Genomic DNA, 13,654 nt, shown 5'->3' on the forward strand with positions numbered 1-13,654 from the left:
ATCCGCCGACACCGATCCCGCGCCGGCGAGCCGCAGCAGCCGCCACGCCGCGCGAGGTCCGGGAACGCGCCCGCCTTCGCCGTACCCCAGCACGCGCAGCGCCGCCAGCATCATCCTCGGATCGGCTGCCGGCCGGCCGCGCACCTCGTCGGCGGCATCCGCGAGTGCGCGCGTGAACTCGCCCACCTGCGGCTCGAGCACGGGCGTGAGCGTGAGGTGCGCGCTGTGCGCGATGCGCGCCCCGTTCGTCTGCACGAGTCCCGGCTGCGGCTGGATCTTCCACCCGTGCGCCACCATCGCGTCGGCGAGGCGGTGCGGGTCGACCCGCTCGGACTCGGGCACCCCGTCGTCCGAGCCGAGTGCGATCGCCGGCCCGATCGGGTCGCCGATCACCCGCAGCCCCGGGATGCCGTCGACCGCGGCCCTGACGGCGAGCGCGACCCGGTGGATCGAGCCCGTGAGGCGCCGGTACCCGTCGTCTCCGAGATGCTGGGTGATCGCCCACGCCGCCGCGAGGGGCGACGCCGAACGCGAACCGAGCAGAGTCGGGTTCACGACCGGATAGCCCGCCCAGCCGGTCGTGGCGAAGAACTGCGCGCGGTGGCGGCGCCGGCCGCGCTGCAGCAGCACCGACACGCCCTTGGGTGCGTAGCCGAACTTGTGCAGATCGGCCGAGATGCTCGTGACCCCGTGCACCCGGAAGTCCCCCGTCGCAAGACCCGGCCACCACGGCAGCACGAAACCGCCGAAGCACGAGTCGACATGGCACGAGATGCCCCGAGTGGATGCCGCGGCCGCGACCTCCGCGATCGGATCGAGCATGCCGGTGGGGTACGACGGCGCCGACACGACGACGAGGGCGACATCGTCGTCGAGCCGGTCGATCAGATCGGATGCCGCGACCACACCGTCCGGCGAGCACGGCACGGCGTCGAACTCGAGATCGAACAGCTGCGCCGCCTTGATGAACGCGGCGTGCGCGGTGGCCGGCGCCACGAGCCGCGGACGCCCGACCGACCCGGCATGAGCGCGTCGCCACAGATCGCGTGCTGTCTTCACGGCGAGCAGGCAGCTCTCCGTTCCGCCGCTGGTGACGGTGCCGACGACGGATCGGCCGCCGTGCAGCATCCGGCGCGTGAAGCCGATCACGTCGCGCTCCATGGCCGCGATCGACGGGAACACCGTGGGGTCGAGACCGTTCAGCGGTCGCGCGAGACGGGCGGCGGCGTCGGCCAACTCGTCGAGTTCACCGAGCCCCGAGTCGTACACGTACGACAGCACGCGGCCTCCGTGCGTGGGCGCGTCGGCGGCGCGCATCCGACGCAGCCGATCGAGGATGTCGCTCACGCAGACGTCCCGATGATGTCGTGCTCCCGCAGCCGGTAGCGGGCGAGCGCCACGAGACTGAGCAGCATGAGCGCCGCGGGCAGCAGGCTGAACGCCACGGCGATCCCGGTCACGGCGGCGTCCGGCTGCGCGACCTCGACCGTGGCCGTCGTCTCGATGTATCCGGTCACCGCGAGCACGATCGACAGCACGGTCGCGCCGAGCGCCATGCCCGTCGTCTCGCCCGCCGTCCACACGCCGCTGAAGACGCCGGAGCGATTGTCGCGGCCGCCGGCCGTGCGATCGTGCGCGATGACGTCGGGCAGCATCGCCATCGGCAGGGTCTGCATGCCGGCGTACGCCGCGCCGGCGAGAGCGACCGGCGCGAGGATCCACCATCCGGGCATCCAGACCATCAGCCCGAGCACCGCCGTGGCGGCGAGGAACATCGTGCTCGCGATCCGGAAACCGCGCTCCTTGCCGACGCGGTCGGCGACGAGCTTCCACACCGGGGCCATCAGCAGGGCCGGAGCGATCAGCGCGACGAACAGCGGTGTCACCGCGCCCTCGTCGCCCAGCACCCAGCGCGCCACGAACTGAGCCGCGGCCAGCATGAGCCCCGTCGCGAGCCCCTGCAGCATGAACGTGCCGAGCAGCACGCGGAACGGCTGACTCTCGCGCAGCGCGTCGATCCCGTCGCGGTAGTGCATCGCGATCGACGCGCCGGGACGCACCGGCAGCGTCGGGCGGGTGGGGGCGACGGTCGAGGCGACGAGCAGCCCCGCGCCGAGCAGCACGGCGGCCACCGTCGCCATCACGAGGTAGCCGAGCAGCGGGTCGTCGTCGAACATGCCGCGGATCTCGGGCCCGCCCGCGCCGAACAGCAGGATCGCCACGGTCAGCACGACCACGCGCCAGGTGAGCAGTCGCGTGCGCTCGCGATAGTCGTCGGTCAGCTCGGCGGGCAGCGCGATGTACGGCACCTGGAAGAGACTGAAGCATGTCGCTGCGAGCATGAACGCGACGAGCACCCAGATGGCCGATGCCACCGGACCGATCCCCGCGGGCACGGCGAAGGTCAGCACGAACGCGATCGGCAGCCCGATCGAGCCGAGCAGCATGAGCCCGCGACGCGATCCCGTGCGGGCCAGCGCGCTGTCGCTGAGTCCGCCGATCACCGGGTCGATCAGCACGTCCCACACCTTGGCGCCGGTGACGATCGCTCCGGCGGCGAGCGCCGTCACGCCCAGCGAGTCGGTCAGGTAGTAGACCAGCACGAGTCCGGGCAGCGTGGCGAATCCCCCGGTGCCGAGCGAGCCGGTGGCGTAGCGGGTGATCTGGCCGCGAGTGAGCGTGTTCGACGCTGAGCGCATGCGGCTCACTCTAGTGGTGGGCCGCGGCACACCTCGTCCGCGCAGCCCGGCACTGCGCCACACCCCGTCGGATGGGCCCAAATAGCGGCCTCCCGCGCCCGGATGCGGCCGATCGGGCCCACCCGAGCCGGAGGGCGGGCCTCAGACGAGCGCGCCCCGCACCGGGACGGTGTTCGCGAACAGGTCGAGCACGGGGCAGTGCTCGTCGACGACGGCGCGCAGCCGCTCGTACTCCTCCGCCGTGTTCGGTCCGGTGATGTCGACCCGCACCCGCACGTCGTGGAAGCCGGCGCGGCCCGATTCGTCGATGCCGAAGAGCTTGCGCACGTCGAGGTCGCCCTCGGCGGTGATCTCGATGTCGTCGATGGTCAGACCGAGCGCCTGGGCGTAGAGGCGGAAGACCACGACCTGGCACGACACGAGCGCTCCGAGCGCATACTCGACGGGGCTCGGCCCGGCGTCGTCGCCCGCCAGACCGGCCGGCTCGTCGACGAGGAAGCGATGCCGGCCTGCCCGGATCTCGGTGCCCACGGCGCCGATGCCGCGTCCGGTCACCGTGGAGGTGAGGGCGGCGTTCGCGGCGTCGCGGGCGATGCGCTCGCTCCAGGCTGCGCCCGCCCGGCCGAGACGCTCGGCGCGCTCGTCGGCGGTGACATCGGAGATCGTGGTGGGCTGGTCGCGCAGAAGAGTCATGCGGCGACCGTAATCGGGCCTCCGGATGCCCCGCCACGTCGCCCGTCACACCGGGCAACACGGGGACACCCGGCGTCACGACAGGTGTTCAGGCGGCGTAGCGGCCGGACGCGACGGCCTTCGCGCGGGCCTTCGCCGCCTCCTCCTCGCGGTTCTTCGGAGGACGGGTCGCGACCAGGTCGTCGAGCAGATGCCTCGTCGCGTGCGCGATCTCGGCGACGGCGCGGTCGAAGGCCTCCTGGTTGGCCTTCGAGGGCTTCGTCGTGCCGGCGATCTTGCGCACGTACTGCAGGGCTGCGGCGTGCACTTCGTCTGTGGTCGCCGCCGGCTCGAAGTTGTGGAGGGTGTGGATGCTGCGGCACATGCCGTTCACGGTACGCCCGCGTCGTGGCATGCGAAAGGGGCGGATGCCGCGGCATCCGCCCCTTCCCGTCAGGTGAGGTGTCGACTCGCTCCGCTCGCTCAACCTGAGCCGACCCGCCTCACGCCCGCTTCGCGGCCGTGGCCCGTTGTCGGCTCACTTCTTGTAATTGGGCGCCTCGACGACGATCTGGACGTCGTGCGGGTGCGACTCCTTGAGCCCGGCCGCGGTGATGCGCACGAAGCGGCCGCGGGTCTTGAGCTCGTCGATGGTGCGGGCGCCGACGTAGAACATCGACTGGCGCAGACCGCCCATCAGCTGGTACGCCACCGCCGAGAGCGGCCCGCGGTACGGCACCTGGCCCTCGATGCCCTCGGGGATCAGCTTGTCGTCGCTGGGGACGTCGGCCTGGAAGTAGCGGTCCTTCGAGTACGAGGTCTGCTTGCCGCGCGTCTGCATGGCGCCGAGCGATCCCATCCCGCGGTACTGCTTGAACTGCTTGCCCGACTGGAAGACGATCTCGCCCGGCGACTCGTCGGTGCCGGCGAGCAGCGAGCCCAGCATGACGGCATCGGCGCCGGCGACCAGCGCCTTGGCGATGTCGCCGGAGTACTGCAGACCGCCGTCGGCGATCACCGGCACGCCGGCAGGACCGGCGGCGAGGGATGCCTCGTAGACCGCGGTCACCTGCGGCACGCCGACGCCGGCGACGACGCGGGTGGTGCAGATGGACCCCGGTCCCACGCCGACCTTGACGGCGTCTACGCCGGCGTCCACCAGGGCCTGCGCGCCCTCACGGGTCGCGACGTTGCCGCCGACGATGTCGATGTGCTCGAAGGTCGCGTCGGCCTTGAGCCGCTTGACGAGCTCGATGACGCCCTGCGACTGCCCGTTGGCGGTGTCGACGACGAGGAGGTCGACACCGGCATCCCGCAGCGCCTCGGCGCGCTCCCACGCGTCGCCGAAGAAGCCGATCGCCGCGCCCACGCGCAGACGGCCCTGGTCGTCCTTGGTGGCGAGCGGATACTTCTCGCTCTTGTCGAAGTCCTTGATCGTGATGAGGCCGGCGAGCGTTCCGTCGGCGTCGATCAGCGGCAGCTTCTCGACGCGGTGCTTCGCGAACAGGGCGATCACCTCGCCGGCGGCGACCCCGACCGGAGCGGTGACGAGGTTCTCGCTCGTCATGACGTCCTTGACGAGGGTGGTCTGACGCTCGAAGCCGGACACGAAGCGCATGTCGCGGTTGGTGATGATGCCCACCAGGTGCCCGGCCTCGTCGACGACCGGCAGACCGGAGATGCGGTAGCGGGCGCACAGGTTGTCGACCTCTTCGACCGTCGCGTCGGGGGTGGTGGTGATCGGGTCGGTGATCATGCCCGACTCGCTGCGCTTGACACGGTCGACCTGCGACGCCTGATCGGCGATCGACAGGTTGCGATGCAGGATGCCGATACCGCCCTCACGCGCCATCGCGATCGCCATGCGCGCCTCGGTCACGGTGTCCATCGCGCTGGAGAGCAGCGGTGTGGCCACCGAGATGCGCCGCGTGATCCGTGACGAGGTGTCGGCCTCGCTGGGGATGACGTCCGTGTGCCCGGGAAGGAGAAGCACGTCATCGTAGGTGAGTCCGACGAAACCGAACGGGTCGTGCTGCTGCATGGAAGCGTGCTCCTCTGCGCCGGAGGCGCGATCGAATGGCGAGTTCGCGGGGACGTCTGCGACCGGAGGTGGCGTGACCCGCGGTGTATAGATTCTAAGCGCGCCGGCGACCGTGTTATTCCGAGAACGCCGTGAACGCCGGGGGTGACACTCCCGACATTCCGATCAGGACACGGATGTCGTGCTCCGTGCCGACGAGGGGATACGCTCAGTGCGACGTCCAAGCGGAGCGACGACCCGAAGTCGCTCGATGCACTCGATGTGGAGGATGCGTGGGACTCAGAACTGTGGCGCTTCAGCGCCCCCGGAACGGTGTGCTCGCGCTGCTCGCGACGCTGCTCGCCGCCTTCCTCGTCTTCGGCGGGCCGGCCGGTGCCGCGCACGCGGAGACGACACCGGACGGCCAGGAGGTCACCGACTTCTATTTCGCCGGCAACATCACCTACGACGACAAGCCCATCGAAGGCGTCGGACTGTCGGTGAAGGGCGGCGGCTTCGAGGGCGAGACCAAGACCGACGCCGAAGGCAAGTGGCGGCTGTACGTGCCCGAGAAGGACAAGTACACGATCGCGGTCGACGAGGACACCCTTCCGGAAGGCGTGATCGTCGATGCCGAGAACCTGCCCGACGGCGTCGAGCCGGTGTCCGGCACGAGCGGCGAGTTCGAGGCGGAGTTCGGCCTGACCGGCACGAAGATCGTCAACCTGTTCCTCGGTGAGGGCGAGCGCATCACGGTGTCGCTGCTCGACCAGCTGCTCTCGCGCCTGGTCGGCGGCCTGAACTTCGGACTGCTGCTCGCACTGGCATCCATGGGTGCGGCGCTCATCTACGGCACGACGCGCCTGTCGAACTTCGCGCACGCCGAGATGGTGACTTGGGGCGGCCTGGTCGCGCTCGTGACGACGACGGTGTGGCAGGCGCCCCTCTGGATCGGCATCATCGCCGCGGTGATCGCGGGCGGGCTGCTGGGCTGGGGAATGGATGCCGCCCTGTGGCGTCCTCTCCGCCGCCGCGGCCTCGGCGTCGTGCAGCTCATGATCGTGAGCATCGGCCTCTCGCTGGCGCTGCGGTACCTCTTCCAGTACCTCATCGGCGGCGGCACCCGCCAGCTGCCCGGCTCGAGCCCCGCACCCATCCAGTTCGGCCCGGTCTCGCTGTCGTACATCGACCTCGTCGCGATGGGCGTGAGCATCGTCGTCATCCTCGCCGTCGCATGGTTCCTCACCCGCACGCGCATCGGCAAGGCGACCAGGGCCATCTCCGACAACCCGCAGCTCGCTGCGGCCTCGGGCATCGACGTCGACCGGGTGATCCGCTACGTCTGGATCCTGTCGGGTCTGCTGGCGGCCATCTCGGGCATCCTGTGGGCGTACTTCCGCCCTGGTGTGAAGTGGGACATGGGCATGCAGATGCTGCTGCTCATCTTCGCCGCGATCACGCTCGGCGGTCTCGGCACCGCGTTCGGCGCTCTGGTCGGCTCACTGATCGTCGGCATGGCGGTCGAGGTGTCGACGCTGTGGATCCCGTCGGACCTGAAGTACGCGAGCGCTCTCGTCGTGCTCATCGTGATCCTGCTGGTCAGGCCACAGGGTCTGCTCGGACGCAAGGAAAGGCTGGGCTGACATGGACTTCGGAAGCATCTTCTCCAACACGGCCGTCTACCTGTTCAGCCCTGTCACCATCGCGTACGCGCTGGCCGCGACCGGCCTGGCGGTGCACTTCGGCTACGCCGGCCTGCTGAACTTCGGCATGGCGGCATTCATGGCGGTCGGCGGCTACGGATACGCGATCTCGGTGCTCAGCTTCGGCCTGCCCTGGTGGGTGGGCATGCTGATCGGCCTGCTCGGCGGCGCCCTGTTCGCCGTGCTGCTTGGCATCCCGACCCTGCGCCTGCGCGCCGACTACCTCGCCATCGCGACCATCGCGGCGGGCGAGATCGTGCGTCTGCTGTTCACCACGCAGGTGTTCGACGAGTGGACGAACTCGGCCGACGGTCTCGCGCAGTACAACGGCGGTTTCCGCGACGCCAACCCGTTCCCCGACGGCACCTACGGCTTCGGCCCGTGGACGTACACGGCGAACGACCTGTGGAACCGCGTGTTCGGCGTGGTGCTGCTGGCCGTCGCCGTCCTGCTGGTCTGGGCGCTCATGCGCAGCCCCTGGGGTCGCGTGCTCAAGGGCATCCGCGAGGACGAGGACGCCGTGCGCTCGCTCGGCAAGAACGTGTTCGCGTACAAGATGCAGGCGCTCGTGGTCGGCGGCGTGATCGGCGCCGCGGGCGGCATCGTCTTCGTGCTCCCCTCGGCCGTCGTGCCGGGCAGCTACACGACCTCGCTGACCTTCTTCCTGTGGACGATCCTGCTGCTCGGCGGCGCCGCGACCGTCTTCGGCCCGACGCTGGGCGCGATCCTGTTCTGGGTCGTCTTCGCGTTCCTCGCCAACGTGCTGCCGAGCATGGCCCGCACCGGCATCCTGCCGATGTCGTCGAGCCAGGCGTCGACCCTCGTCTTCATCTTCGTGGGCGTGGCGCTGATGCTGCTCGTGATCTTCCGCCCGCAGGGCATCCTCGGAGACAAGAGGGAGATGACCTTTGTCAAGTGAGAACACCCCCGAGCAGGTCCCCGGCGCCCATGCGGCACCGGTGACCGGCAGCGTCCGGCGTCCGAAGACGACCGGGCTCGCGAAGGGCCCGGCCGTGCCCGGTGTGGCGAAGGTCGACCCGATTCTGGTCGTGGATGCCGTGGAGCGGCACTTCGGCGGACTGACCGCGGTGAACGTCGAGCACGTCGAAGTGCCCCGGGGCGCCATCACGGCGCTGATCGGCCCGAACGGTGCAGGCAAGACGACCCTGTTCAACCTGCTCTGCGGCTTCGACAAGCCGAACAGCGGCACGTGGAGCTTCGACGGGAAGAACCTGTCGGGCATCCCCTCCTTCAAGGTGGCCCGGATGGGTCAGGTGCGCACCTTCCAGCTCACCAAGTCGCTGTCGCTGCTGACGGTGCTCGAGAACATGAAGCTCGGCGCCACGAAGCAGCGCGGCGAGGGCTTCTGGACGAGCCTGATCCCAGCGCTCTGGCGCCGGCAGGAGGCGGAGATCGAGGAGCGCGCCCGCGAGCTGCTGCGCCGCTTCAAGCTCGACGCCAAGGAGAAGGACTTCGCGGCCTCGCTGTCGGGCGGTCAGCGCAAGCTGCTCGAGATGGCGCGCGCGCTGATGAGCGATCCGCAGCTGGTCATGCTCGACGAGCCGATGGCCGGCGTGAACCCGGCCCTCACGCAGTCGCTGCTGGATCACATCCTCGATCTGAAGGAGCAGGGCATGACCGTGCTCTTCGTCGAGCACGACATGCACATGGTGCGCCACATCGCCGACTGGGTCATCGTGATGGCCGAGGGTCGCGTCGTCGCCGAGGGTCCGCCGGAGACCGTCATGGACGACCCCGCCGTCGTCGACGCGTACCTCGGCGCGCATCAGGACGTCGACCTGGGCGTGGTCACCGGCCGCATCCCGGTGATGCCGGGCGATGACTCGGACGCCGCCGCCGCGCGCATCCGGGAGAAGATCGAGGCAGAGGCTGAAGCCGAGCTGGAAGCCGCGGCCGAAGAGGAGAACAAGTGATGGATGCTGCAGCTGACCCCTCCCCCGCTTCCGGCGACGTCGTCCCTTCGACAGGCTCAGGGCGGGCGACTTCCGACGTCGCCGCAGGCGGCGACGTCGTCGTCGAACTGAAGGACGTTCATGCGGGATACCTGCCCGGCGTGAACATCCTCAACGGCGCCAACCTCGTCGCCCGCCAGGGCGAGTTGATCGGCATCATCGGCCCGAACGGCGCCGGCAAGTCGACGCTGCTCAAGGCGATCTTCGGCATGGTGAACGTGCGGCAGGGTGACATCACGGTCAACGGCGAGAGCATCATCGGTCTCAAGGCCGACAAGCTCGTCAAGCGCGGCGTGGCCTTCGTGCCGCAGACGAACAACGTCTTCCCCTCGCTGACCATCGCCGAGAACCTGCAGATGGGCCTGTACCAGAACCCGAAGATCTACGCCGAGCGTCTCGAGTTCGTCAGCGGCATCTTCGCCGAGCTGGGCAAGCGCCTGAATCAGCGAGCGGGCTCGCTGTCGGGTGGTGAGCGCCAGATGGTCGCGATGTCGCGCGCACTGATGATGGACCCCTCCGTGCTGCTGCTCGACGAGCCCTCGGCCGGCCTCTCCCCCGTGCGGCAGGACGACGCGTTCATCCGCGTCTCGGACATCAACAAGGCCGGCGTGACGACCATCATGGTCGAGCAGAACGCGCGCCGCTGCCTGCAGATCTGCGACCGCGGCTACGTGCTCGACCAGGGCCGCGACGCCTACGAGGGCACCGGCCGGGACCTGCTGAACGACCCGAAGGTGATCGGCCTGTACCTCGGCACCCTGGGTCAGGACGCCGCCTGAGACGACCGAAGTGGGGGTGGATGCCCGGGCATCCACCCCCGTCTTCATGCCCAGCCGATGCTGCGGGCATGAAGAAGGCCCCGGATGCGAGCATCCGGGGCCTTCCCTGTGAGCGGTGTCAGTTGGTGCGCTCGATGGTGTTGTCGGCCTTGTACTTGTAGATGCCGATCGTGGCGCCCTGCGGGTCGCCGGCCTCGTCGAAGGTCACCTCGCCGGAGTAGCCGTCGTAGTCGGCGGTGCCTCCGTCGTTGATGATCTTGGCGCACTCGGCGAACGAGGTGCACTTCTTGCCGTCGCCCGAGCCGCCCGAGATCTCCTGCATCTTGGCCGCGATGTCGGCGCCCTCGGTCGAGCCGGCGGCGAGCGACGCGAGTGCCACGAGGACGGCCGCGTCGTAGGCCTCACCGGCGTAGGTGAAGTCCTTCACCTCGGGGTTGCCCTCGCCGGTCCAGTACGCCTGCAGGCGCTCGACGAAGTCGTCCTCGAGAACCGGGCCGGCCTTGGTGCCCTGCGCGCCCTCGAGCGACACCGGCATCTCGTCACCGTAGTCCGACAGGTTTCCGTCGACCATGTAGAACTTGTCGGCGGTGATGCCGGCGTTCACCAGCAGCGGGCCGATCGTCTTGAACTGGTCGAACGAGACGATCGCCACGGCGTCGGGGTTCTGCGCCTTGATCGTCTCGACCTGGGCGTCGAACTGCGCGTCACCGACGTTGTACGACGCCTCGGCGACGACCTTGCCGCCGGCGTTCTCGAACGTCTCCTTGATGGCGGCGTCGAGGCCGGTGCCGTAAGCGTCGTTCTGGTAGATGATGCCGAGCGTCTTGCGGTTGTCCTCGGCGATCAGGTTGCCGAGCACCTCGCCCTGCAGCAGGTCGCTGGGCGCGGTGCGGAAGTAGAGTCCCTTGTCGTCCCAGTCGGTGAAGTCGGGGCCGGTGTTCGACGCCGAGATCTGCAGGATGCCGGCGTTGACGTTGCCGTCGAGGATCAGACGCGAGACACCGGATGCCGCGGCGCCGATCATCGCGGTCACGCCCGCGCCCTGCAGCTTGGTGATCGAGGTCTCGTACGCCTTGGTGTCGGTGTCGCCCTCGTCTTCGGCGGTGAGCTCGACCTTGATGCCGGCGTTTGCCTCGTTGATCTCCTTGACCGCCAGGCCGACACCGGACTCCATCGGCGGGCCGAGGAAGGCGAGCGAGCCGGTCTGCGGCAGCAGGGATCCGAGCTTCAGGGTGAGGTCGGCTGCCGGCTTGTCGCCGCCGCCGTTGTCGGTGGGCGTGCTGCTGCAGCCCGCGATGATGAGTGCGGAGGCGCTGACCATTGCAGCCGCCGCGAAGATCCTCGCGGAACGCGAGCCCTTCATTGCGTTCATGTTGCTCCCTTGCGTAACTGAACGTGGGTTTCCACTTCGGGTGATCTCACCCTATTGGTTCGCATGCGCGGGTTCTGTCTCGGTCGCCTAACGATCGGCACGTCGCGGGCGACCGCCGCTCAGACGAGGTCGACGGCTGCGGCCGTGCGTGTGCGGCGGCCGTGCAGCAGCAGGTCGGCGACGAACACGGCGATCGCGATCCAGACGATGATGAAGCCGATCCAGCGCTCGAACGGCATGGGCTCGCCGAGCAGCGCCCAGCCCACGACGAACTGCATGACCGGGGTGATGAACTGCAGCATCCCCACCAGGCTCAGGTCGATCCGCCGGGTGCCCGCGGCGAACAGCAGCAGGGGCACGGCGGTGGCGATGCCGGCGCCCGCGACGAGCAGCGTGTGCAACGGCGAGACCTGACCGAACGTGATGCCGTCGGTCTGGCCGACGACGATCAGCGTCACGACCGCGATCGGGATCAGCCAGAACGACTCGAGCGTGAGCCCGCTCGTGGCATCCACTGCCGCACCGATCTGCTTCTTCACGAGCCCGTAGATGCCGAAAGAGGCGGTGAGCGTCAGCGCGATCCACGGGAACGCCCTGTAGGCGATGACGATCACGACCACGGCGAGCGCGGCGACGCCGATCGCGATCCACTGCATCCGGCGCACCCGCTCGCGCAGCACGAAGACGCCCAGCAGTACCGTGAAGATCGGGTTGATGAAGTAACCGAGGCTGGTCTCGATGACGTGCCCGGTGAGCGTGCCGATGAGGAACGCCTGCCAGTTGACGTAGATCAGCACTCCGGCCAGGGCCGTCCAGCCCAGCAGCCGCGGCTGACGGACGATGGCGATGAAGGCCGGCCATCCCCGCATGATCGTGAGCAGGAGGCAGCAGAACACGAACGACAGCAGCACCCGCCATGCGACGACCTCCCACGGGCCGGTGGGAACAAGCGCGAGGAAGTACAGCGGCAGCGCGCCCCAGAGCAGATAGGCGCCGATCGTGTACGCGATCCCGCCGCGTGCCGCGTGCGCGACTCCGGCAGCGCGAGCGGGCGGTTCAGAGGTCACCTGAGAACCCTAATCCGCGTCGAGCGGTGGCGCGATTCGCAGGCCGACCGGCGGGCCCGAGCGTGGCCCGCCCATCCGAGTAGATCCCCCTTCCGCTCGGTCGAGGATCGGCCTATAGTGAGCGGCATCCAAGGGATGGATACTGGGGAAAATCGGCGGTACTGATGGGCGAGTTCGTACTCGCGCTCGACGTAGGCACGACCGGTGTGAGAACGGTCATCGCCAGCGCCGCAGCGCACGAGGAATTGCAGGTGGCACCACTCGCGGTGGGAGGCGAGCGTGCCGACATTCCGCTGCTCGCCTTCATCACCGAAGACGGCGACGCGATCTTCGGCACCGAGGCCGCGCAGCGCGGACGTGATCGGCCCGAGCGCGTCGTGCAGGGCTTCACGCGCGGTATCGGGGACGCGGTTCCCCTCGTCGTGAGCGGCTTCACCATCGGCGCCGAGGATCTGCTCGCGCGGATGGTGCTGTGGATCGCTGGTGCCGTGGCTGCCGAGCGGGGCACGCCTGCTGCGGCGATCGCCCTCGTGCATCCGACGTCGTGGTGGGGTCATCGAGCGGATGCCGTGCAGGCGAGCCTGCGCGAACTCGATCTGGACGTGACCCTCGTGCCTGCCGCCCCGGTGGTGGCGCAGCGGCACGCGAGCGACGATGCGCGGGCGCACACGGTCTGCGTCTACGACCTCGGCGGCACGGCCTTCGAGGCCACGCTGCTGCGTGGCGGGCGGGCGCTCGGCCCATCCCACGTGAGCGACATCGGCGGAGTCGACATCGATTCGGCCCTGCTGCAGCACGTGCTCAGGATGATCCCGCAGACCTCCGCGGTCGACGGCACGCGCTCCGAGCTGCTCGCAACACGTCAGGCGGTGATCGAAGCGAAGGAGAGGCTCTCGTACAGCTCCGATGTGTCGGTGCCGGTCTCGCTCGGCGGGCAGGGCGCCTCGGTGCGCGTCACCCGGTCCGAGCTCGAGGGCATGGCGGCCGGACCCGTCGCGCGGACGGTGGAAGTGGTGGAGCAGGCGCTGGAGGCCGAGCGCCTGTCGGTCGCCGACCTCGATGAGGTCATCCTGATCGGCGGATGCGCGCGTGTCCCCCTGGTCGCCGAGATGCTGTCGGCACGGCTGGATGTGCCCCTCATCGTTCCCGGCGACCCGGGGCTCGCCGCGGCGATGGCCGCCGCGATCCGATCATGGGAGAACCTGCAGTCGGAGCGTGTGGTCGCCCTGCCTCCGGCACTCGAGCCATCCCCCGTGCGCCAGGCTGCGCGCCGGGGCCCGCTGCGCGTGCGCATCCCGTACGGCGCGGCGGCCACCCTGGCCGCAGGGGCTGTGATCGTCGCAGCCGGCATCGTCTTCGCCGCGACGAC

Annotated in this window: 12 protein-coding genes; 5 read left to right on the top strand and 7 right to left on the bottom strand. The window is 69.4% G+C overall.

Annotation, left to right across the window (positions count from 1 at the left end; genetic code table 11):
• The 5 genes from RT309_RS09290 to guaB all read right to left on the bottom strand — a co-directional run.
• Positions 1 to 1,347, bottom strand: a 1,347-nt coding sequence (locus RT309_RS09290) for an aspartate aminotransferase family protein (RefSeq protein ID WP_313356589.1), incomplete at its 3' end; no start/stop codon positions are given.
• Positions 1,344 to 2,699, bottom strand: coding sequence for an MFS transporter (locus RT309_RS09295; RefSeq protein ID WP_313356590.1), 1,356 nt, complete (start codon positions 2,697 to 2,699; stop codon positions 1,344 to 1,346). The genes RT309_RS09290 and RT309_RS09295, both read right to left, overlap by 4 nt.
• A 141-nt stretch (positions 2,700 to 2,840) precedes the next feature.
• Positions 2,841 to 3,392, bottom strand: a complete 552-nt coding sequence (locus tag RT309_RS09300; protein WP_313356591.1) for an OsmC family protein — start codon at positions 3,390 to 3,392, stop codon at positions 2,841 to 2,843.
• Between the two features lie 88 nt (positions 3,393 to 3,480).
• On the bottom strand, positions 3,481 to 3,756 hold the full coding sequence (locus tag RT309_RS09305) for a DUF2277 domain-containing protein (RefSeq protein ID WP_313356592.1): 276 nt from the start codon (positions 3,754 to 3,756) through the stop codon (positions 3,481 to 3,483).
• A 153-nt stretch (positions 3,757 to 3,909) separates the two neighbouring features.
• Positions 3,910 to 5,412 (bottom strand): IMP dehydrogenase, encoded by a 1,503-nt coding sequence (gene guaB / locus RT309_RS09310; protein WP_313356593.1) that lies wholly within the window; start codon positions 5,410 to 5,412, stop codon positions 3,910 to 3,912.
• A gap of 272 nt (positions 5,413 to 5,684) precedes the next feature.
• Here guaB and RT309_RS09315 point away from each other — a divergent pair, with 272 nt between their 5' ends.
• The 4 genes from RT309_RS09315 to RT309_RS09330 are packed head-to-tail and all read left to right on the top strand — an operon-like array spanning position 5,685 to position 9,846.
• Positions 5,685 to 7,034: a branched-chain amino acid ABC transporter permease gene (locus RT309_RS09315; RefSeq protein WP_313356594.1), complete on the top strand. Its 1,350-nt coding sequence runs from the start codon at positions 5,685 to 5,687 to the stop codon at positions 7,032 to 7,034.
• Position 7,035: 1 nt separating this feature from the next.
• Positions 7,036 to 8,013, top strand: coding sequence for a branched-chain amino acid ABC transporter permease (locus tag RT309_RS09320; protein ID WP_313356595.1), 978 nt, complete (start codon positions 7,036 to 7,038; stop codon positions 8,011 to 8,013).
• 40 nt (positions 8,014 to 8,053) lie between these two features.
• A complete protein-coding gene (locus tag RT309_RS09325; protein WP_313356600.1) occupies positions 8,054 to 9,028 on the top strand; it encodes an ABC transporter ATP-binding protein in 975 nt (324 codons plus the stop codon).
• Complete coding sequence (locus RT309_RS09330) at positions 9,028 to 9,846, top strand: ABC transporter ATP-binding protein (RefSeq protein WP_313356596.1); 819 nt, start codon at positions 9,028 to 9,030, stop codon at positions 9,844 to 9,846. Before RT309_RS09325 ends, RT309_RS09330 begins: the two co-directional genes overlap by 1 nt.
• Before the next feature lie 118 nt (positions 9,847 to 9,964).
• On the opposite strand, the gene RT309_RS09335 is transcribed toward RT309_RS09330, so the two are convergent.
• Together RT309_RS09335 and rarD are read right to left on the bottom strand one after the other, a co-directional pair.
• Positions 9,965 to 11,218, bottom strand: coding sequence for an ABC transporter substrate-binding protein (locus tag RT309_RS09335; protein ID WP_313356597.1), 1,254 nt, complete (start codon positions 11,216 to 11,218; stop codon positions 9,965 to 9,967).
• A 119-nt stretch (positions 11,219 to 11,337) separates the two neighbouring features.
• Positions 11,338 to 12,285 (bottom strand): EamA family transporter RarD, encoded by a 948-nt coding sequence (gene rarD / locus RT309_RS09340; protein WP_313356598.1) that lies wholly within the window; start codon positions 12,283 to 12,285, stop codon positions 11,338 to 11,340.
• A gap of 164 nt (positions 12,286 to 12,449) precedes the next feature.
• Between rarD and RT309_RS09345 the strand changes: the two genes are divergently transcribed.
• Positions 12,450 to 13,654: Hsp70 family protein (locus tag RT309_RS09345; protein ID WP_313356599.1), on the top strand; the 1,205-nt coding region annotated here is incomplete at its 3' end.

The sequence above is a fragment of the Microbacterium sp. genome (assembly GCF_032084865.1).
Taxonomy (GTDB): Bacteria; Actinomycetota; Actinomycetes; order Actinomycetales; family Microbacteriaceae; genus Microbacterium.

Coding starts and splice junctions, on each gene's coding strand:
- RT309_RS09295 (WP_313356590.1), bottom strand. CDS start 2,699: ATGCGCTCAGCGTCGAACACGCTCACTCGCGGCCAGATCACCCGCTAC.
- RT309_RS09300 (WP_313356591.1), bottom strand. CDS start 3,392: ATGACTCTTCTGCGCGACCAGCCCACCACGATCTCCGATGTCACCGCC.
- RT309_RS09305 (WP_313356592.1), bottom strand. CDS start 3,756: ATGTGCCGCAGCATCCACACCCTCCACAACTTCGAGCCGGCGGCGACC.
- guaB (WP_313356593.1), bottom strand. CDS start 5,412: ATGCAGCAGCACGACCCGTTCGGTTTCGTCGGACTCACCTACGATGAC.
- RT309_RS09320 (WP_313356595.1), top strand. CDS start 7,036: ATGGACTTCGGAAGCATCTTCTCCAACACGGCCGTCTACCTGTTCAGC.
- RT309_RS09330 (WP_313356596.1), top strand. CDS start 9,028: ATGGATGCTGCAGCTGACCCCTCCCCCGCTTCCGGCGACGTCGTCCCT.
- RT309_RS09335 (WP_313356597.1), bottom strand. CDS start 11,218: ATGAACGCAATGAAGGGCTCGCGTTCCGCGAGGATCTTCGCGGCGGCT.